This window comes from Mangrovicoccus ximenensis, assembly GCF_003056725.1.
GTDB classification, from domain to species: Bacteria; Pseudomonadota; Alphaproteobacteria; order Rhodobacterales; family Rhodobacteraceae; genus Mangrovicoccus; species Mangrovicoccus ximenensis.
The window spans coordinates 1-19,627 of the sequence record NZ_QBKZ01000016.1 but is presented as its reverse complement, the minus strand read 5'-3'; the positions used below and the strand labels follow the sequence as shown (position 1 = coordinate 19,627).

22 protein-coding genes and 1 pseudogene are annotated in these 19,627 nt (G+C 67.9%); 5 read left to right on the top strand and 18 right to left on the bottom strand.

The window, feature by feature from the left end; translation table 11 throughout:
- Nucleotides 1–436: 436 nt before the first annotated feature.
- Nucleotides 437–1,237, bottom strand: a complete 801-nt coding sequence (locus C7T91_RS36380) for a transporter (RefSeq protein ID WP_236638376.1) — start codon at nucleotides 1,235–1,237, stop codon at nucleotides 437–439.
- 564 nt (nucleotides 1,238–1,801) lie between these two features.
- Nucleotides 1,802–2,137, bottom strand: a complete 336-nt coding sequence (locus C7T91_RS31760; protein ID WP_236638375.1) for a hypothetical protein — start codon at nucleotides 2,135–2,137, stop codon at nucleotides 1,802–1,804.
- A gap of 39 nt (nucleotides 2,138–2,176) precedes the next feature.
- On the opposite strand from C7T91_RS31760, the gene C7T91_RS20320 reads away from it, so the two are divergent.
- Nucleotides 2,177–2,407: a globin family protein gene (locus C7T91_RS20320; RefSeq protein ID WP_108260853.1), complete on the top strand. Its 231-nt coding sequence runs from the start codon at nucleotides 2,177–2,179 to the stop codon at nucleotides 2,405–2,407.
- 12 nt (nucleotides 2,408–2,419) lie between these two features.
- Here C7T91_RS20320 and C7T91_RS20315 read toward each other — a convergent pair whose 3' ends face one another.
- A complete protein-coding gene (locus C7T91_RS20315; protein ID WP_108260852.1) occupies nucleotides 2,420–2,929 on the bottom strand; it encodes a GNAT family N-acetyltransferase in 510 nt (169 codons plus the stop codon).
- 209 nt (nucleotides 2,930–3,138) lie between these two features.
- Between C7T91_RS20315 and ppk2 the strand changes: the two genes are divergently transcribed.
- A complete protein-coding gene (gene ppk2, locus C7T91_RS20310) occupies nucleotides 3,139–4,056 on the top strand; it encodes a polyphosphate kinase 2 (protein ID WP_201742173.1) in 918 nt (305 codons plus the stop codon).
- Nucleotides 4,057–4,096: 40 nt separating this feature from the next.
- Here ppk2 and C7T91_RS20305 read toward each other — a convergent pair whose 3' ends face one another.
- The 15 genes and pseudogenes from C7T91_RS20305 to C7T91_RS20240 all read right to left on the bottom strand — a co-directional run bounded on the left by C7T91_RS20305 (nucleotide 4,097) and on the right by C7T91_RS20240 (nucleotide 16,121).
- Nucleotides 4,097–5,029: a hypothetical protein gene (locus tag C7T91_RS20305; protein ID WP_108260850.1), complete on the bottom strand. Its 933-nt coding sequence runs from the start codon at nucleotides 5,027–5,029 to the stop codon at nucleotides 4,097–4,099.
- 46 nt (nucleotides 5,030–5,075) lie between these two features.
- On the bottom strand, nucleotides 5,076–5,453 hold the full coding sequence (locus C7T91_RS20300; RefSeq protein WP_108261632.1) for a hypothetical protein: 378 nt from the start codon (nucleotides 5,451–5,453) through the stop codon (nucleotides 5,076–5,078).
- Between the two features lie 59 nt (nucleotides 5,454–5,512).
- Nucleotides 5,513–6,337: an SIR2 family NAD-dependent protein deacylase gene (locus tag C7T91_RS20295; RefSeq protein ID WP_108260849.1), complete on the bottom strand. Its 825-nt coding sequence runs from the start codon at nucleotides 6,335–6,337 to the stop codon at nucleotides 5,513–5,515.
- A gap of 4 nt (nucleotides 6,338–6,341) precedes the next feature.
- Complete coding sequence (nifT, locus tag C7T91_RS20290; protein ID WP_108260848.1) at nucleotides 6,342–6,557, bottom strand: putative nitrogen fixation protein NifT; 216 nt, start codon at nucleotides 6,555–6,557, stop codon at nucleotides 6,342–6,344.
- On the bottom strand, nucleotides 6,554–6,835 hold the full coding sequence (locus C7T91_RS20285) for a nitrogen fixation protein NifZ (RefSeq protein WP_108260847.1): 282 nt from the start codon (nucleotides 6,833–6,835) through the stop codon (nucleotides 6,554–6,556). Before C7T91_RS20285 ends, nifT begins: the two co-directional genes overlap by 4 nt.
- On the bottom strand, nucleotides 6,822–7,577 hold the full coding sequence (locus tag C7T91_RS20280) for a 4Fe4S-binding leucine-rich repeat protein (protein ID WP_108260846.1): 756 nt from the start codon (nucleotides 7,575–7,577) through the stop codon (nucleotides 6,822–6,824). The genes C7T91_RS20285 and C7T91_RS20280 overlap by 14 nt, the downstream gene beginning before the upstream one ends.
- Nucleotides 7,578–7,580: 3 nt before the next feature.
- The gene (locus C7T91_RS20275) at nucleotides 7,581–7,775 is read right to left on the bottom strand and encodes a 4Fe-4S binding protein (RefSeq protein ID WP_108260845.1); all 195 of its coding nucleotides are present in this window, start codon (nucleotides 7,773–7,775) and stop codon (nucleotides 7,581–7,583) included.
- A 29-nt stretch (nucleotides 7,776–7,804) separates the two neighbouring features.
- The gene (gene nifB / locus C7T91_RS20270; RefSeq protein ID WP_108260844.1) at nucleotides 7,805–9,292 is read right to left on the bottom strand and encodes a nitrogenase cofactor biosynthesis protein NifB; all 1,488 of its coding nucleotides are present in this window, start codon (nucleotides 9,290–9,292) and stop codon (nucleotides 7,805–7,807) included.
- A gap of 271 nt (nucleotides 9,293–9,563) precedes the next feature.
- Entirely contained in the window at nucleotides 9,564–9,674 is a 111-nt protein-coding gene (locus tag C7T91_RS36375; RefSeq protein WP_407943326.1) for a helix-turn-helix domain-containing protein, read from the bottom strand.
- A 112-nt stretch (nucleotides 9,675–9,786) separates the two neighbouring features.
- Nucleotides 9,787–9,990 (bottom strand): annotated as a pseudogene (locus C7T91_RS38025) (NAD(P)-dependent oxidoreductase); the annotation flags it as partial.
- A 284-nt stretch (nucleotides 9,991–10,274) separates the two neighbouring features.
- Nucleotides 10,275–11,900, bottom strand: a complete 1,626-nt coding sequence (locus C7T91_RS20260; RefSeq protein WP_108260842.1) for an ABC transporter ATP-binding protein — start codon at nucleotides 11,898–11,900, stop codon at nucleotides 10,275–10,277.
- Nucleotides 11,897–12,730, bottom strand: a complete 834-nt coding sequence (locus C7T91_RS20255; protein WP_108260841.1) for an ABC transporter permease — start codon at nucleotides 12,728–12,730, stop codon at nucleotides 11,897–11,899. Before C7T91_RS20255 ends, C7T91_RS20260 begins: the two co-directional genes overlap by 4 nt.
- On the bottom strand, nucleotides 12,727–13,704 hold the full coding sequence (locus C7T91_RS20250) for an ABC transporter permease (protein ID WP_108260840.1): 978 nt from the start codon (nucleotides 13,702–13,704) through the stop codon (nucleotides 12,727–12,729). Before C7T91_RS20250 ends, C7T91_RS20255 begins: the two co-directional genes overlap by 4 nt.
- A gap of 51 nt (nucleotides 13,705–13,755) precedes the next feature.
- Complete coding sequence (locus C7T91_RS20245; protein ID WP_108260839.1) at nucleotides 13,756–15,303, bottom strand: ABC transporter substrate-binding protein; 1,548 nt, start codon at nucleotides 15,301–15,303, stop codon at nucleotides 13,756–13,758.
- 50 nt (nucleotides 15,304–15,353) lie between these two features.
- Nucleotides 15,354–16,121: a class II aldolase/adducin family protein gene (locus C7T91_RS20240; protein ID WP_108260838.1), complete on the bottom strand. Its 768-nt coding sequence runs from the start codon at nucleotides 16,119–16,121 to the stop codon at nucleotides 15,354–15,356.
- Nucleotides 16,122–16,243: 122 nt separating this feature from the next.
- Between C7T91_RS20240 and C7T91_RS20235 the strand changes: the two genes are divergently transcribed.
- From C7T91_RS20235 to C7T91_RS20225, 3 genes are all read left to right on the top strand, one after another.
- Complete coding sequence (locus tag C7T91_RS20235) at nucleotides 16,244–16,933, top strand: GntR family transcriptional regulator (RefSeq protein WP_108260837.1); 690 nt, start codon at nucleotides 16,244–16,246, stop codon at nucleotides 16,931–16,933.
- Between the two features lie 7 nt (nucleotides 16,934–16,940).
- Nucleotides 16,941–17,966: a histone deacetylase family protein gene (locus C7T91_RS20230; RefSeq protein WP_108260836.1), complete on the top strand. Its 1,026-nt coding sequence runs from the start codon at nucleotides 16,941–16,943 to the stop codon at nucleotides 17,964–17,966.
- Nucleotides 17,967–18,103: 137 nt separating this feature from the next.
- Entirely contained in the window at nucleotides 18,104–19,483 is a 1,380-nt protein-coding gene (locus tag C7T91_RS20225) for an aspartate aminotransferase family protein (protein ID WP_108260835.1), read from the top strand.
- The last annotated feature ends 144 nt before the right edge of the window (nucleotides 19,484–19,627 follow it).

The following is a 19,627-nucleotide window of genomic DNA, read 5'->3' as shown; positions in this document are numbered from 1 at the left end:
CCCGCTCCGAAGGCCGATGCGCTTCCGCGCCCGCCGGAACCGGCCATGCCTCCTGCACTTGCGGAGGTGGCCGCGCTCAAGGGAGGCAAGGAAACCCGGGAGGTCCGGCCCCGCCATGCCTTGGTCCGTGCTCTGCGCCCTTCGGCAGGTCTGGGGCGGGGCGCGGCCCGGTACCGGAAGCGCGGTCCTGCCGGACCGCCGGAAACGGCCGGTGCCATCCCGCCGACAGTCCTCCATCGAGATCGCCCAAGGCCTTGGCACGCGGCGTCGCCGGGCATCAGGCTGGCGGCTGGACCGGCCGTCCGCGCCGCCGCCGGGGATGGCGAACGTCCCGCCGTCCGGGCGCAGCGGGCGGCGCGCCCGGAGATTTGCGGCGTGTTGCCTTGCGTCGTCCGGACCGCAGCCGTGCCGGACCGCCGATGCCGCCTGCGTGCGGCTATTTGGGAAACAGGAAGACCAGGTTCAGCCGCGCGCCCCAGCCTTCGGGGCCGCTGTCGGGCGCCTCCGCCCAGTAGCGCAGCCCGCCGCCGATCTGGATGCGTTGCCTGCCGACCGTCACCAGCTGGTTGACGCCGGCATTGACCGGCACCGACCAGGCATCGCCCTCCCAGTCATAGCTGCTCTCGGTGTTCAGGAAGAAGGAGGTGGCCGCGGCGGTGGTGTAGTTGACGAAGGGCTGCAGGAAGCTCTGCTCGATGTCGCTGCGGTCTCCGTCGCCGGCCACCGACCAGATGTGGTTTCCCAGGCCGCCGACCGTCCAGGGCCCCGATTGCCAGAGCGCCACTCCGGTCACGCCTGCCCCCCATTTCTCGGTGCCGAGCGTGCGTTCGGTGGCGGTCGGCAGCAGGAAGACCGGCCCGACGCCCCAGGTCAGGGCTCCGCCGGATTTCGGCGAGAAGAACAGGCTTTGCACCGTGTCGCCGAGGCCGACCTGGATGTTCTGGCCGGGGACGACATCCTGCTGCCAGGTCAGCGGCATCACCGTCCGCGAAATCATCAGCCAGTCAGCGCCCAGGTCGATCGGAACCACCGGCTGGAAATTCATGATCCAGCGGCTCCCGTCATCGTCGGGGCCGAGATCGCCGTCGTAATTGAACTGCAGCGGCACGCTGACCAGATTTGCGACCGGGTTGGCCAGCTGCTTGGCCAGATCGGCATCGGACCCGGCCTGGGCCGAAACCCCTGCCGGAGACAGTGCCAGGACCAGCGCGGCGGTCCCCGCTTTCCGGACATGCATTCGTGTAAACTCCCCTCCCGGACCCGTCCGGAGGGACGGGCCTCCGGAGGGAGGCTAGCATCATCCGCCCGGGAAATCACGGTCCGCAGGGCGGCCAGCGGCATGTCCGGCCATGCGCCTCCGCCGGATGCCGGCCGGCGCTCAGTCCCGGAGACCGAAATCCGGCGGACGCAGCGCGGTGTCGGCGACGGACTATCTTCGAGCGTCGCGATGCAGGCTGCCATTGCCTCCTGCAAGGGCGCCTCCAGCCGGCAGCGCCCGGTGAACGTGCGGGCATGTCCGCTGCGCGGGCATTCGGCCGGGGCGAAATCTCTCTCCTTGTGGCGGATCGCCTCCGCCACGCTGATCGCGGCCGGATCGCGCGCCAGGCACAGCCCGCCCCAACGCCCGCAGGAGCCCGCCGCGCGTCAGGCTGCTGGCCAACTCCATCCCCATGCTGCGCGGCCCCGGGTGGCGGCCACGACCATCGCCGATGGTGAAGTTGCGGCCCTCCACCGGGGCGGCGAGGATCACGATGCGCAGGGCAAGGTCGGGGCAGTCGTCCAGGCGCATGTCTTTTCCCGGCTAGAGATGGCCGGGGCGGAAGAGAAGCCCGCATTCCGCGCAGGCGGACAAAAGATGCCGGCATGCGGACTCTTTCTGCGGCGCATTGCAGATGCCGATGGCCGGAACCTTTTTCGGGCCATCCAGGAGGCCCGCCGTGGCCAAGCCGCCTTCCGGGGAAACGCCCGCCCTGATCGATGCCGCCGTCCCGGTGGCTGCTGCCCATGCCGGCTGGATCGTGCCCTGCATGCAACGAGGCTTCTTGCCGACCCTTCCATCCGCGCGCTCTTCGACATGTTGCACCAATCCGGTGCAGCGCCGCAGCACAGGGCGCTGGCCACTGCGCTGGCCGCCCATGCAACCCGTATCTGCCGCCCGGGCGTTCCGGCGTGCGCGATGGAGCGCATCGCGCAGCAACATGCCGGGCTGCAGAGCCAGCCGGAGCATGAACCGCATGTCGCCGCAGTCCTGCCCGGCGCGGTCGCCGAGGTGCTGGGGGACACGGCAACGCCCGGCATCCTCGCCGCCCGGGGCGAAGCCTGCTGGTTTCCCGCGGGGCTGGGCCGCGCGCTGGCCGAACGGCTGCTGGCCCAGGCCGGTCCCGGCTTCTTCGACTGGAAGGGCTGAGCGGGCAGGGCGTCAGCCCTGCGCCTCCGGGCCCGCCAGAACGCGGGTCATGAAGACCAGATCGAGCCAGCGGCCGAATTTCGTGCCCACCTGCGGCAGCCGCCCGGTTTCCTCGAAGCCGTGGCGGCGGTGCAGCGCCAGAGAGGCGGCGTTTCCGGCCTCGATCCCGCCGACCAGCACATGGATGCCGCTCTCCTCCGCGAGGGCGGCGAGGCGTTCCAGCAGGCGGCTGCCGGTGCCGCGGCCGCGCAGGTCGCTGCGCACATAGATCGACAGTTCGGCCGTGTGGCGGTAGCCGTCATGCGGGCGGAACGGTCCGTAGGTGGCATAGCCCAGCACCGTGCCGTCCTCGTCGGCGACCAGCACCGGATAGCCCGCGCCCTGCCGTTCGGCCATCCAGGCGGCGCGGCCGGCGGCATCGGTCACATGGTCGTTCCAGATTGCCGTCGTGTTCAGCACCGCGTCATTGTAGATCTCCGCGATCGCGCCTGCGTCCGCCGCGCTTGCCTGCCGGATGTCCATCGCCTGTCTCCTGTCGCCATGGTCGCCGCCCTCTTGCCGCGGCGGCGGCACCGAAGGCCAGCGCGAAGCGGCGGGAGCGGCAGATAAATTTCCGGTCTTTGCCTTTCTGCCGTCCGGGTGTCACAAATCTGTCATGCAGCCTGCGCTATAGCGGCCGCGGAAATCCCCCGCACGCTCCGGCGCGCGGGACAATCGGAGATGGATGGATGATGGACGGACAGAAGGATCCGCGGCAGATGGACTGGCTGGAAGCGGAGCTCGCCGACACCCTAGACGAGGATTACGAGCTGGAGATGTCCGAACCGGCTCTGTCGATGGAGATCCGAAAGATCTACCAGAAGGCCCATCCGCCGAGCCTCGAGCGCAAGGACTATTTCCGCAAGCTGCTGTTCCTGCAGTCCGAACTGATCAAGATGCATGACTGGGTGCAGCATACCGGCGAAAAGGTCGTGGTGCTGTTCGAGGGCCGCGACAGCGCCGGCAAGGGCGGCGTGATCAAGCGCATCACCCAGCGGCTGAATCCGCGGGTCTGCCGCGTCGTGGCGCTGCCGGCGCCCAGCGAGCGCGAGAAGAGCCAGTGGTACTTCCAGCGCTACGTGCCGCATCTGCCGGCCGCGGGCGAGATCGTGCTCTTCGACCGCAGCTGGTACAACCGCGCGGGCGTCGAGCGGGTGATGGGCTTCGCCTCCGAGGACCAGGTCGAGCAGTTCTTCGAGGACGTTCCGGAATTCGAGCGCATGCTGGTGCGCTCCGGCATCCGCGTGGTGAAGTACTGGTTCTCGATCACCGACGAGGAGCAGCAGATGCGCTTCCTGATGCGGATCCACGATCCGCTGAAGCAGTGGAAGCTGTCGCCGATGGACCTGCAGTCGCGGGTGCGCTGGGAGAACTACACGCTGGCCAAGGAAGAGATGCTGGCGCGCACCAACATCCCCGAGGCGCCATGGTACATCGTGCCGGGCAACGACAAGAAGCGCGCGCGGCTCAACTGCATCGACCACCTGCTGTCGATGATCCCCTACGAGCCGGTGCCGCATGAGGAAATCGCGCTGCCCGAGCGCAAGTACAACCCGGAATACGAACGCTCCGTGCTGCCGCCCGAGCTCTACGTGCCGTCGAAATACTGATCTGCCGATTGCCCCGCCGGGACAGGCGCCCGGCGGGTGCTCAGGCCAGAAGCTCCGCCAGATCCGAGACCACGGAATATTCCCAGGCCACGCCTTCGGGCGAATTGCAGGCATGGATGCCCGGCCAGAGATAGCCGTCGGGATAGGGGCGGCTGACGACCTGCACCTCGTCCGAAAGCCGGTGGATGCCGGGGGAGAGCTTGTCCGTCTCGAAATCCAGAAGCACCAGCCTCGGCCGCTCCGCCCCGGCACCGGCGAGGACCTTCAGCAACCGGTTCAACTCGGCGCCGCTGCGCTCGGGATGGAAGGCGACCCAGCGGCTCATGACATGGACGGCGCCGGGACGGCGGCTCGAGGCGCGGAACGCCTCGGCCTGCCTGTCCAGAAGCGTCCGGAACCGCGCGAAGCCGCCGCCGGTCCAGCTCTCGCCGCGATGGTGGTTCCAGGTGACGCCGAGCCCGTCATCGACGATCAGCGGTTCCTCGCTGGCGTGATGCGGCCGGGTGGAAATGCTGCCGGGCCGGGCATAGAGGCCGAAATCGCTTTCCAGGATGTCCAGAAGGCCCGGCATCCGGTGCAGGCCGAGGCAGAGCGGGTTGAGATCGCGCAGCGAGTCGCGGAAGCCCCAGCGGTTCAGGATCACCCAAGGCTGGCATTCGCAGCCGAGGCTGACATAGGTGCCGCGGCTGAGCCGGTCGCCATGCGCCTCGCGGAAGGCCTGCCGTTCGGTGCCGGCATCGCCGATGCGCGCGGCCAGGGGCGCCAGGGCGCGATGGCCGATGCCGGTCTGTTCGGCGCTTTCGCGCAGCCAGCGCAGGTAGCCCGGATGCGTGGCCGTCCCGCCATCTTCGGCCAGCGCCTCGAGATGGCGGCGGCAGAGCCCTGCCAGCGCGTCCCACTCATGCTCGGCGGCCAGCGAGATCAGCTCCTCGATGTCCTGCCTGTAGTTGCGTTTCCCGGCCGGGACGGTCATGCGGTCGCCTTTCGGACATGGCGCAGGGCGCGCCTTCCCGCCGACACTACCTTGGATTGTCCGGAATGGCAGGCGTCACTCCGCCGCTGCCGGGCTTCGGCGGCAGGATCCCCGCCTCGCGCAGCATGGCCTTGAAGGCCTTCATCACCGGGCGCGAAATTCGTGTCTCTGCCAGGACCCGCGCCTCGTAGACATCCATGCGCACGTCTTCCGTCGCGGTGGCGCGGGCGCGGGCGATCATCGCGTGGCTGTCTTGCCCGAGCTTGTCGCCCGGCAGATGCCGGACCGCGTCATAGAGCGCCATCATGACCGCGGCCTCGCGCGGCGGCATCCGGCATTTCCCGTCGAGCACCTTCAGCGCCACCGCGGCCGCGCAATCGACATGGGCCGGGCAGAGGGGATGCCGCTCTGCCCAGCCCGTCACGTCCGCCTCCCTCTCGGGAGCTTCGGGGGCGAACGCGGACTCCATCCCTCCGGGGCCGCTCAGGCCGGTTCCGGGGCCAGCGCCCCGAGCACGGCCGAGACCGGCAGGTTCACCCTCAGGATGCCGAGTTCATCAAGGAATTTCCGTTCCATCCGCGAAATCTCGCCCTCTATCACGGCGACGTGATTGCCGCCCGAGCGCTTGGCGATCTGGCGGGCGAAAATCCGCAGCATCTGGTCATCGAAGCGGCAGCCGAGGAACAGGAAGCCGCGGCCGGTGCGGCGGGCGCGGACCTCTTGGGGGATCGGCGTCTGGATGTCGATCTCGGTCAGCACCTCGACATAGTCGCTGTCCGACAGCAGGAAGCTCGATCCCTTCCGCGCCATCCCGTGCGGCTTGTAGACCAGGGTGTCCCAGGAGGGGTCCGGCGCCTCCAGCTCGGTGCCGTCGGGGGCGAAGGCCTTGGTCCAGATCTCGATCCACTCGCCGTTGCGCGACCAGCCCTGGACCCAGCCCCAGCTGCCGCCCTCATGCGCCTTCAAGAGCCCGTCATCGTACCAGGTGTCGACCACCATCGGCGGGCGCACGCGGGCCAGCCAGCCATGCACCGGATTGCCGCCTTCGTCGCCGTCGAAGGCACGGGTGACGATATCGGCCAGCGTCGCGCGGAACTTGCGGCTCTCGACATATTGCGCGGCCGACCACAGGTTGCCCCGGGCGCGCTTCGGCACGCGGACCTGGGCCTCGATCACGGCGCAGAGCTCGGCGGGAGATTTCGGCGCGCTGCCGTTCGACAGGGCCGAGACCCCGGCGCCCAGATAGGGGATGCGGGTCCCGGCCTCGACCTCGGCCAGCGCGGCCTGCAGGATGTCCATGTCGCTCATCGGATCAGTCCTCGGCTTCGGCGAGCTTCCTCGCCTCGATGGTTGCGGGCAGGGAGGGCGGGGCGTCATAGGCCGGCATCTGCAGCCGCCAGCCATTGGCCAGCTTCACCCAGCCGCCCCAGATCGCGTCATGCTCGCGTTCGACGACCAGCTCCTCCAGGTCCTTTTTCGGGACGTAGACTTCCAGCCCCTTGGGGGTGTTCCTGACCATGACCTTCATTCGGCGGGCTCCTCGATGGTGAACGGCACGAGCTCGCGTTCGCGCATGCCGACGATGGATCCGCGGTCCATGAAATCGACCGCGTAGATGTAGAACTGCTGCAGGAAGACGCCGATGTCGCGGACATAGCCCACATCGCCCTTCCTCACGACGGTCTCGTTGATTTCCTTGCCGAACATCGTGCCGTCATTCTTGATGTTCTTCTTCGAGACGACCTTGTCCCCGGGCATGTATTTCGGGTCCCGATAGACCTCGATCTCGCGGTCATCCGTCGACATCGGCGCCCTCCTTCAGCTGTTGCAGCCGCAAAGCGGCGGTTTCGCGGATCACCTCCTCGGGATCGCCGAGAAGGCGGGTGACGTCTTCCATGCCGCCGCGCTCGGCCACGGCATGGCGGACGCGGAGGTCGCCGTCCTCCACGAAGGGGCCCGGCCGCCGTCCGGCCGCCTCGCGGCGCACCAGCGGGTCTGGGTCATTGCGGAACCGGTCGAGCCAGCCCGCGCCGATCCGCCGGGCGACGATGCGCCGGATTTCCGGATCGGCGTCATGGATCGCCACCGGCAGCATCCCCGGCTCGGCGCGCCGCATCGCGATCGAGCGGACATAGCTGTCCGGATCGCCGAGCATCGGCAGCAGTTCCTCCACCGGCAGGCGGTGGGCCACCGCGATCCGCACCCGGCGGTCCTCGTCCCTGATCCGCCGCTGGGCATGGCTGACCGGCAGGCGCAGCACCGCCATCGCCCGCACGCCCGGATCGGGATCGCTCAGCAGCCGCGCCAGCCGGAACACCGAGGCCACCCGCGCCGCGTTCATCCGCGTCTCGAAATACGGCATGCCGAGGCAGTCATCCGCCAGCCCGGGATTGATGAGGAAGAACCTCTCGATCCGCTTGGCATAGCGGTCGTGCACGCAGGCCCAGCCGAGGCCGCACTTGCCCTGGTCGGGCAGGTGGCCGAAGCGGCAGGCGCTGCAATCGAGGGGATCCCCCTGCCAATCGACAGGGGGAGGTCCGTCCGTCATTGCTCAGGCCGCCACGCAGGTGTCGGGCACCGGGCAGACTTCGGCGCATTGCGGGTTCTCCGCGTGGCCCTCGCACTCGGTGCAGAGCGCGGGGTCGATGATGTAGGTGTCGCTTTCGAACCGGATGGCCGCGTTGGGGCATTCGAATTCGCATGCGCCGCAGACGGTGCAGTTCTCGACGACGATCTTCAGGGCCATGGGCTTGCTCCTTCGTGCTGGCGTTGGGGTCAGGCGATTTCGGCTTCGGCGGCCGGCAGGCCGTTCTTGGCGCGGTAGACGGCGGAAACGGCGGTCTCGATGTAGTCGTAGGCGTAATCCTCGATCGCTTCGATGCCTGCCGCGGCCAGGTCGTCCTTCGGGCAGCCGCCGATCTTGGCGACGAGGATCGTGTCGATGCCCTCGAGCGTCTTGATCACCAGCTCCAGCTTGTCCTCTTCGCCATAGCCGCCGACGCAGTAGTTGTCGCAGCGGCGGTGGGTGACGAAGCGCACGCCGTCATTGTCGACCTCGAAGACCTGGAATTCGGTGGCATGGCCGAAATGCTGGTTGATGCGGCCGCCGCCCTTGGTCGCCACGGCGATCAGCATGGGCTCGGCATCGGGGTTCACTGCGGCCTGCGTTTCCGCCCTGGCTTCCTCGGCCGCGGCCCGGCGCTCGCCGCGCTCTTCGGCCACCCAGTCGCGATAGGCGTCGCGCTTCGAGGCATCATAGGTCACTTCCTCGGGCACCAGATCCATGGTGAATTCCTGGCCGCGGTCCTCGCCGAGGAGCCCCACCGCGTCGGCGCGGCACTGGCGGCAGTGCTTCATCAGGTTGGCGCCGCCCGCGCAGGCATCCTGCAGCTTCTTCAGTTCCTTGGCGGACGGGCCGCGCTGGCCGTTCAGGCCGAAGACGGTGCCGTGTTCGGGCGCCGAAATCAGCGGCATGATGTTGTGCAGGAAGGCGCCGCGGCGCTTCACCTCGGCGTTCACCTCCATCAGGTGCTCGTCATTGATCCCGGGGATCATCACCGAATTGACCTTCACCAGGATGCCGCGCTCGTGCAGCAGGTCGAGGCTCTGCATCTGGCGTTCATGCAGGATCTGCGCGGCCTCCAGCCCGGTGCGGCGCTTCTTCTGCCAGAAAATCCAGGGATAGATCTTGGTGCCGATCTCCGGGTCGATCATGTTGATCGTCAAGGTCACGTGGTCGATGTTCATGTCCAAGAGCTCGTCGACATGGTCGGGCAGGGCGAGGCCGTTGGTCGAGAGGCAGAGCTTGATGTCCGGCAGCTGCGCCTGGACGCGCTGGAAGGTCTCCTTGGTCTTGCGCCAGTCATAGGCGGAGTCGCCCGGTCCGGCGATGCCGAGGACGGACAGCTGCGGGATCTCGTTGGCCACCGCGATCACCTTGCGCGCGGCCTGTTCCGGCGTCAGGCGTTCCGAGACGACGCCCGGGCGGCTTTCATTGGCGCAGTCATACTTGCGGTTGCAATAGTTGCACTGGATGTTGCAGGCCGGTGCGACGGCGACATGCATGCGGGCGAAATAGTGATGCGCTTCTTCCGAATAGCAGGGATGGTCCTTCACCTTTTCCCAGGTCCCCGGATCCATGTCTTCGGGGGCGTCCGAGGATCCGCAAGAGGAGCTTTCGCAGCCCTTGGACTCGATGGCTTTGGTCAGGTCGTCCCGGCTGGCCACTTTCAGCCCGTCGAGCGAGATCACGTTGGCATTCATCTTCGCGCATCCTCTCAATTTGAACCTGAGGCAGATGCAGCAGGAAGCGTGCCAAGGGACAACGTCTTGGAAAGGCGCCACTTTCTCCGGGATCACGGTGTCGCATAGGGAACAATGCGTCGGCATTGCGACAGCCGGGACAGAGGCGGTTGCAAGCTGCAACCGCGTGGTGGCGAGGGGGGATGCAGGGCGGTTGCAAAGGAAGAGCGCCCCGGGCGGATGCCGGGGCGCTCGACCTGACTGCGGGGCGGAGAGTCCCCGCGGAAAGACGTCAGAATTTCTGGACTTCGATGCCGTGCTTCTTCAGCGCATAGGCGATCTGGCGCGGCGTCATGCCGAGGATCCGCGCCGCCTTCGCCTGGACCCAGCCCGCCTGTTCCATCGCCGCGACCAGCTCCTCGCGATCGGTATTGGCGGTCTTCCTCGGCTGCACCGCGGGCTGCGCCGGACAGCCCGGCGGCAGGGTCGCGGCCGGCGGCGATCGGCCGCCGCGCCAGCACGCCCACCGGATAGCCGAGCCCCGCGAGCGCCGCCGCGATGGCGCGGCCCATGTTGCCGTAGCCCATGATGCCGATCCGGCGGTTTTCCGGGCTGCGGCCATGGGCCGGGCGGTTCCAGCGCTCCGCCGCCTGGTCCTCCAGATGCAGGTCCATCCGGCGGTGGTGCCAGAGCACGTGGAACACCGCGAACCCGGCCATCTGCCGCGCCTGGTCCGGATCCTCGACCCGCATCACCGGCAGGCCTTGGGGCAGCGAGGGACAGGCGAGGATGCCGTCCACCCCCGCAGCCGAGGAAATCGCCGCCTTGAGGTTGGGATAGGGCGCGAAGCAGTCATCCGGCGGGCGGAAGGTCAGCACGAACTCGACTGCCGCCGGGTCGGCGACCTCTTCGGGACGCAGCAAAACCAGCTCCGGCGCGTATTTCGCGAAAGCCTCCCCGTGAAAGTCGAGGATGTCGAAACCGATACTGTTTACCACGCCGATCATGCGAGTTCCCTTGCCCTGTTCTCTCCGGCCCAGTCCGCGCCCGGCACGGCAGCCAGCAAGTCCCGCGTATAAGCCTCTTGCGGCGAAAGGAAAATGTCGTGGACCGCACCGATCTCGACCAGCCGCCCCTTCTGCATCACCGCGATCCGGTCGCAGAGCTGCGCCGCGACCCGCAGATCATGGGTGATGAAGAGGATCGAGAGGCCGAGACGCGACCTGAGGTCGCGCAGCAGGTCGAGCACCTGCGCCTGGATCGAGACATCGAGCGCCGAGACGGCTTCGTCCGCGACGATCAGCTCGGGTTCCATCGCGAGCGCGCGGGCGATGCCGATCCGCTGGCGCTGGCCGCCGGAGAATTCGTGCGGATAGCGCCCGGCGGCTTCGGCGCCGAGGCCGACGATCTCCAGCAGCTCGCGCGCCTTCGCCTCGGCCGCAGCCTTCGGCTTGCCCATGGCGATGGGTCCGGCGGTCAGCGCGCGCAGGATGCGGTGGCGCGGGTTCAGCGAGGCATAGGGGTCCTGGAAGACCATCTGCACCTTGTTGCGGCTCTTCCTCAGCTCCTCTTCGCTGAGTGCCGCCAGATCCGTGCCGCCGACCAGCACCTGCCCGGCATCGGGCGTGACCAGGCGGACGACCGCGCGGCCCAGCGTCGACTTGCCCGAGCCGCTCTCGCCGACCAGCCCCAGCACCTCGCCGCGGGCGATGCTCAGCGACACGTCATCGACGGCGCGCACCTCGCGCGCCTCGCGGAAGAAGCCGCCGCCGGTGCGGTAGACCTTCCTGAGCCCCTTCACCTCCAGCACAGGCGCCTCCTCCAGCCGGCGCGCCTCGGGCAGGCGGCCGGTCGGGATGGCGTCGAGCAGGCGCTGCGTATAGGGATGCTGCGGCGTCTGCAGGACGGCGGCGGCGCTGCCCTGCTCGACCGCGATGCCCTTCTCCATGACGATCACCTTGTCGGCGATCTCGGCCACCACGCCGAAATCATGGGTGATGAACATCACCCCCATGCCCCGGCGTTTCCGCAGGTCGAGGATCAGCTCGAGGATCTGCGCCTGGGTGGTGACGTCGAGCGCGGTGGTCGGCTCGTCGGCGATCAGGAGCTCCGGCTCCAGCGCAAGCGCCATGGCGATCATCGCCCGCTGCCGCTGCCCGCCCGAGAGCTGGAACGGATAGGCCCGCACGATCTTCGCCGGATCGGGCAGCCCGACCTCGGTGATCAGCGCCAGCGCGCGCTTGTCCCGCTCGGTCTGGGTGTACATGCCATGGGCGGCGAAGACCTCGGCGATCTGCTCGCCGATCCGCATCAGCGGGTTGAGCGCAGTCATCGGCTCCTGGAAGATCATCGCGATGCGCGACCCGCGCAGGCTCTGCCGCTCGGTTTCCGGCAGCGCGAGCACGTCCTGGCCGTCGAAGACCGCGCGGCCGCCATCGACGGCGACGCCCGGCGGCAAGAGGCCCATCAGGGCATTGGCGGTCATCGACTTGCCGGAGCCGCTTTCGCCGACGACGCAGAGGATCTCTCCTTCCCGGATGGTCATCGAGATGCCGCCGACGGCATGGGGACGGTCGGCGCCCTTCGGCAGGGCGATGGACAGGTCCTCGATCGAAAGCACGGTCCTCATGCGGTTCCCTTCCGGCTCAGATGCGGGTTCAGCGCGTCGTTCAGCCCCTCGCCGATCAGGTTCAGCGCCAGCACGGTGACGAGGATCGCGACGCCCGGGAAGAAGCTCAGCCACCAGGCCGAGCGGATCACGGTGCGCGCCGCGCCGATCATGTAGCCCCAGCTCATCGCGTTCGGATCGCCGAGGCCGAGGAAGCTCAGCGAGCTTTCCAGCAGGATCGCGGTGGCGACCATCAGCGAGGCCATGACGATGATCGGCGAGACGGTGTTCGGCAGCACCTCGGTGGTCAGGATGCGCGCCTTCGACAGGCCCGCAAGCCGCGCGGCATCGACATATTCGCGGCTCTTCACCGCCATCACCTCGGCCCGGACCAGCCGGGCGACCGGCGGCCAGGAGACGATGGCGATGGCCAGCGTGATCGAGGTCAGCGTCGGTTCGAGGATCGCCACCAGCACGATGGCGAGGGCAAAGTTCGGGATGGTCTGGAAGAACTCGGTGAAGCGCATCGCGCCCTCGTCCGCCCAGCCGCCGTAGAAGCCCGCGATGGCGCCGAGCGGCACGCCGATCGCCAGCGCCACGACCGTGGAGACGAGCCCGACCAGAAGCGAGACCCGCGCGCCATGGACGAGGCCGGCGGCCACGTCACGGCCCAGCGTGTCGGTGCCCAACGGGAAGCCGTCCATCGTGAAGGGCACGAGGAAGGGCCGCTGCACCATCGCCCAGGGGCCGCGCGGGAACAGGAGGTCGGCGGTCAGCGCGAGGCCGATGACGAGCAGGAGGATCAGGACGCCGATCACCGCGCCCTTGTTGGAGGCGAAACGGCGGATCATGCGCGGGCTCCGATGCGGGGATCGACCAGCCGGTAGACGAGGTCGGTCAGGATGTTGAAGACGATGACCATGGCGGCCGAGACGAGGAAGACGCCGAGGATGGTGTTGTAGTCGCGCGCGGCGAGGCTCTCGAACATCAGCCGCCCGATGCCGGGCCAGGCAAAGACCGTCTCGGTCAGCACGGCGCCTCCGACCAGCTGCCCGGCCTGAAGCCCGGCCAGCGTGACGACGGGCAGGATCGCGTTGCGCAGGATGTGGCGGCGGCGGATCACCGGACCGCTGAGGCCCTTCGCGCGCGCGGTCTTGACGAAATCCATCTGGCTGACTTCCAGCATCGAGGCCCGCGTCATCCGCATGTAGACCGCCATGAAGAAAAGGCCGAGCGTCGAGGCGGGCAGGATCAGGTGCTTGATCACGTCCCAGACCCGCGCGAGACCGGTGTAGTTGGCGCCGACGGTTTCATAGCCGAAGCCGGGCAGCCAGCCGAGCTCGACCGAGAAGACCAGCACCGCCATCAGCGCGGCCCAGTAGAGCGGCGTCGCGTAGAACAGCAGCGCCAGCGTGGTCAGCAGGCTGTCCGAGGCCTTGCCGACCCGCGCCGAGGCGGCGACGCCGAGGATGATGCCCAGCGTCAGCGAGATGACGAAGGCGGTCAGCGTCAGGATCAGCGTCGCGGGCAGCCGGTCGAGGATCAGGTCGAGCACCGGGGCGCCCTGGCGGAAGGAATAGCCGAAATCGAGCTGGACGATGTTCCAGACATAGCTGCCGAGCTGGACATGGAAGGGCTGGTCGAGGCCGAAGCGCTCGCGCAGCTGGGCGATCATCTGTTCGTCGGCGGCCCCGGCCTCGCCGGCCAGCACGACCGCCGGATCGCCCGGTGCGGCATGGATGAGGAAGAAGTTCAGGACGGCAATGGCAAGGAGCGTCAGCAGCGCCTTGGCAAGCCGCCCCAGCACGGGCACGAGCACGGCCATGAGGGAGTCCTCCGGTCGGAAGGCCGGCCCCCGCAGGGACCGGCGGCGACGTTACTGTTCGATCCAGGCGTTGCGGATGCCGTCATTCAGGCCGATGCCGGTCGTCACGAGGTCGTGGACGTTGCAGCGGTAGATGGTCGGGAATTCCAGCTCCAGCAGCCACGCGACCGGCACGTCATCGACGATTTCCCTCTGGATCTCGTCATAGGCTGCCTGGCGCTCGGCGGCGTCGGTCATGGTCGCGGCCGCGGCCCATTTCGCGTCGAGCTCGGAATTCTCGTAGCCTTCCACGTTGTTCCAGGGGCTGCCCTTCTGGATGCGGTCGGCGGTGTAGTTGCGCGACACGCCGAGCGCCGGATCGCCGTACTGGTAGAGATAGGTGAAGGCCATGTCGTAGTCCCACTGGGACGTCTTCTCGTTCCAGCCGGCCACGTCGGTGGAGTCGATCTCGACATTGATGCCGACCTCGGAAAGGTTCTGGCGCACGGCTTCGGCCCAGCGTTGCCAGGTCTCGCCATAGGGCAGCGGCAGCAGGCGGACGGTTTCGCCCGAATAGCCCATCTCGTCGAGCAGCGCCTTCGCCTTGTCGGGGTCGTGCGGATAGGGCGTGACGTCGTCCGAGTAGAAGTTGGTGGCCGAGGCGACCGGGCCGGTCGGCACCTTGCCGAAGCCGTTCCAAACCACGTCGCGGACGAATTCGCGGTCCATCGCGTACATGATCGCCTGGCGGAAACGCACGTCCGAGGTCGGTCCCTCGCGGTTGTTGAGCCACATCCAGGCGAGCGGCGCGAAGAATTCCCAGCCCGAGCCGGTCGAGCAGACCCCGTCCATCCCGGTCAGCCGCGCGACATCCCAGTTCTCCACCGAGCCGCCCGGCAGCACGTCGACCTCGCCCGTTTCGAAGGCGACCGCGCGCGAGGCGGCATCCGGGATCACCCGGTAATAGACCTCGTCGAGATGGGGCAGGCCCTCGACATAGTAGTCCTCGTTCTTGACCAGATGGATGAAGCTGCCCTTCTCCCATTTGTCGAACTTGAACGGACCGGTGCCGATCGGCGTCGCGTTCATCTCGTTGGTGGCGTAGTCGGTGCCCTCGTAGATATGCTTCGGGATCATCGGCATGGTGCCGACCTCGAAGACCGAGATGAACGGGCCGAAGGGCTCCTTCAGCTGGAACACCACCGTCAGGTCGTCGGGCGCGGTGATCGTGTCGACATAGGCCAGCGAGGCGCGCAGGCGGGCATGGGTCTCGCGCAGGAAGACATCCGCGGAAAACACCACGTCCTCGGCGGTGAAATCCTCGCCGTCATGCCATTTCACGCCTTCGTTCAGGTGGAAGGTGTAGGTCAGCCCGTCCTCGGAGATCCCCCAGGACTTGGCGAGGCCCGGCTCGGGCTCCAGATCGGTGGTGTAGCGCAGCAGGCCTTCGTAGATGTCGCCCGCAACCAGCTGGGTCGGGCCGTTCTGCACCAGCCCCAGCATCAGCCCCGGCGGTTCGGGCTGGACCACGATGTCGAGACGCCCGCCGGCTTCCTGGGCGAGGGCCTGGCCCGCGAAGGCGGCGGCGATGAGGAAGGTCGTTGCCTTGAGATGTTTCATGGGTTTCCCTGTTGCTTGAGGTTGCCGCCCCGGTTTGTCCGGGGTCGGGGTCAGCCGGCGTAGCCGGGGCAGGCCGTTTCGACCTTGCGGAGGATCGCCGTCCATTCCGGATCGGGCGCGCCTTCCAGTTCCATCTTGTCATACATCCGCGCGTATTGGCGGGCAGTGTGCTCGGCCACGTCATCGGGCAGCACCACCGGGGTCAGCCCCATCGACAGCGCCGCGACCTGCGCCTTGCAGGAGCGCTCCAGGTTGACCGCGTATTTCACCGCTTCGGCCACGGACCGGCCGAGAAGCAGCGTGCCGTGATTCCTCAGCAGCATCACGTCGCGGTCGCCCAGATCGGCGACGATGCGTTCCCGCTCGGCCAGATCCAGCGCGATGCCTTCGTAGTCATGGAACGCGATCCGGCCGTGGAACTGCGCGGACCACTGGTTGAGGGACAGCAGCCCCTCCTTGACCGAGCTGACCGCGACGCCCGCCACCGTATGGGTGTGCAGCACGCAGACCGCGTCATGGCGCGCCATGTGGACGGCGGAATGAATGGTGAAGCCCGCGGCATTCACCCCGGCGCCGTAGGGATCGTCGATCACCGAGCCGGTTTCGTCGACCGTCACCAGATTTCCGGCCGTCACCTCGTCGAAGCGCAGGCCATAGGGGTTGAGCAGGAACCGCTTCTGGCCGCCCGGACCGTCGGGCAGGCGGGCGGAGATATGGGTGTAGATCCCGTCATCCATCCCCATGAGCGCGATCAGCCGGTAGGCGGCGGCAAGGTCTCGGCGCAGGGCGGCGGTGGGGTCGGTCTGGCCGTCGGGCATCGGGCGTCTCCTTTGTCTGGGGTTGAAAAGAGCGCCGTCCTTGATCTGTGTCAAGAAATTGTCGACAGTCGACATGAAGACAGTTAGCCTCGCCCCATATTGCCTCGAAAGTGACCACACCGATGGACAAACCCGATTCTCCCTCGCAATTTGCGCCGCTCGGACGCGACGGACTGGTCGACCGGGTGGCGAACCTGCTGGGCGAAGCGATCATCCGCGGCAAGCTGAAGCCCGGATCGCGGCTGTCGGAATCGGTGATCGCCCGGGATCTGGGCACCAGCCGCGCCCCCGTGCGCGAGGCGGCGCGGCTCCTGGAAAGCTCGGGGCTGGTGGCCTACCAGCCGAACCGCGGCTTCTTCGTGCGCAAGATTTCCGCGCAGGAGCTGGACGATCTCTACGAGCTCAGGATCGTGATCGAGACCGCCGCCGCCTTGCGCGTGGTCCGCGAGGCGCCCGAAGCGGCGATCGACGGGCTGGCGGCGCAGATCGAAACGCTGCGCGGCGTCTCCACGCCCGAGGTCGACATGCTGACCCAGATGGAGGCGGACATGGAATTCCACCGCCGGATGATCGCCGCCTCCGGCAATCCGCGCTTCTCCGCGATCTTCGACCAGCTGGCGAAGGAGACCGAGCTTTGCGTCATGGTGATCGGGCGGCTCTACGGCGACCCTCGCTGGATCGCCGACACCCATCTGCCGATCCTCGAGGCCCTGCGCGCCCGCGACGAGACCGCCGCGAAAGACGCGATCGAATACCATATCGGCGAGGCCCGGCGCCTCGTCACCCAGCAATTCCGAACGCTTGAAGAGTGACCAGACCATGAAGTGCTTCTACGCGCCCGAAACCGATGCGCATGATCCCCAGTTCCGCCTGACCCATGGCAAGCTCCTGCACAATGCCGAACAGGCGGATCGCGCAAAGCTCCTGCTGGCCGCGCTCGGCAAGCTGGGGCTGGCGACCGAAAGCCCCGCAGAGGCCCCGCGCGCCGCGCTGGAAGCGGTCCACACGCCCGAATTGCTGGATTTCCTCGAACATGCCTGGGAGGAATGGCAGAAGCTGCCGAATTGCGGGCCGGAAGTGGTGCCGAATGTCTTCGCGCAGAAAGCAACCAGCACCTATCCCAAGGACAGCATCGTCGGCCGGGCAGGCTGGCACCTCGGCGACACCTCGGCGCCGATCGGACCGCATTCCTGGACGGCGACGCGCCGGGCGGCCGATTGTGCCGTTGCGGCGGCCGATGCGGTGCTGGCAGGCGAGAAGATGGCCTATGCGCTGACCCGTCCGCCGGGGCACCACTCGACCGCCGATACCGTGGCCGGGCACTGCCTGATGAATGTCGCCGCCATCGCGGTGGAGCGGATGCGCACGCAGCACGCCAAGGTCGCCACGCTCGACATTGATGTCCATCACGGCAACGGCACGCAGGGCGTGTTCTACGGCCGCGCAGACGTGCAGACCGTCTCGGTCCATGCCGATCCGGCGACCTACTATCCGTTCTTCGTCGGCTATGCGCATGAGACCGGCGAGGGCGACGGCGAGGGCTTCAACCTCAACATCCCGCTGCCGCGGACCACGACCGACGAGGCCTGGCTGGCCGCGATCGACCGCGCGCTGGAGCGGATCGCGGAGTTCGCCCCCGGCGCGCTGGTGGTGTCGCTCGGGCTCGACGCGCATGAAAACGACCCGCTCGCGGGCATGAAGGTCAGCTGGGACGGCTTCCGCGAGGCCGGCAGGAAGATCGCCGCCGCCGGCTACCCGACCGTGCTGATCCAGGAGGGCGGCTATCTCTCCGAGGACCTGACCACCTCGCTGGAAAGCGTCATGGAAGGCCTGCTCGGCCGCTGATCCGCGGCGGGCGGATCTGGCCTGATCGCCGCCGCCCGCTGGCCCTATGCATTGCCCCGGCGATCTGGTTGACCTGCTGTCGACAGTTTCCGCCGGGCGCCGACCGCGCCCCGGCGCCGCTTCCCTTGGAGTCTCCGATGAACCAGATCCCGAACTCGCTCCACGCGTCCGACATCGCCCATTCGATCCACCCCTATACCAATGCCCGCCTGCACGAAGAGCAGGGTCCGCTGATCATCGCCAAGGGCGACGGCGTCCGGGTCTATGACAGCGAGGGCAAGGAATACATCGAGGGTCTCGCCGGGCTCTGGTCGGTGGCCGTGGGCTTCTCCGAGCCGCGGCTGCGCGACGCCGCCGTCGCCCAGATGGACGCCCTGCCCTACTACCACTCCTTCGCCCACAAGGCGAACGAGCCGGCGATCCGCCTCGCCGAGAAGCTCGCCGAGATGACTCCCGAGGGGCTGAACCGCGCCTTCTTCACCAATTCCGGCTCCGAGGCCAATGACACCGTCATCAAGATGGTGTGGTTCATGAACAACGCGCTGGGGCGGCCTGCCAAGAAGAAATTCCTTGCCCGCAACAAGGCCTATCACGGCATCACCGTCGCCTCCGGCTCGCTGACCGGCCTGCCGGCGAACCACAAGGATTTCGACCTGCCGGCGATCCCGGTCACCCACCTGACCTGCCCGCATTTCTGGAAGTTCGGCGCCGAAGGCGAGACCGAGGCCGAGTTCACCCAGCGGCTGCTGAAGGAACTGGAAGACACGATCCTGGCGGAAGGCCCAGAGACCATTGCCGCCTTCATCGGCGAGCCCTGCATGGGCGCCGGCGGTGTGATCACGCCGCCGGAAGGCTACTGGCCGGGCGTCGCGGAGATCTGCGCGAAATACGACATCCTGCTGGTGTCGGACGAGGTCATCAACGGCTTCGGCCGTCTCGGCACGCCCTTCGGCTGCCAGAAATACGGCTTCATGCCCGACATCCTGGTGACCTCGAAGCAGCTGACCTCCTCCTACATGCCGCTTGCCGCGATCATGGTGAACGACAAGGTCTACGACGCCATTGCCGACCACACCGCGCAGCTTGGCACCTTCGGCCACGGCTACACCGCCTCGGGCCATCCCGTCGCCTGCGCCGTCGGACTCGAGAACCTCAAGATCATCGAGGAGCGCGACCTGATCGGCAATGCAGCCCGTCTGGAGCCGATCTTCCAGGCCGGCCTGCGCGAATTCGCGGATCATCCGCTGGTCGGCGAAGTGCGCGGCACCGGGCTGATCGGCGGGCTGGAGCTGGCCGACAAGGCCACCAAGCAGCCCTTCGGCAAATCCGGCGCGCTCTGCGCCCGCGTCGCCAAGGCCGCCCAGAACGCCGGCCTGATCTGCCGCAACGTCTATGACACCGTGGCGCTCTGCCCGCCGCTGATCGTCACCGAGGACGACATCGCCCAGATCTTCGCCCGGCTGCGCAGCGCGCTCGACCAGGTCGCCGAGGAGGCGAAGGCCGAAGGCCTGATCTGATCCCCGGCCCGGGGCTGTCCGCGGACAGCCCCTTGCGCCGTCACCCGCAGCGCGCGAACTCCGACGCGCGGCAGCTCCGCCTGACGGTGTCCATGCGCGACCGCTCTGCCGGGCCGAGCACGCCGCAGGTGCTCTCTGCCATCC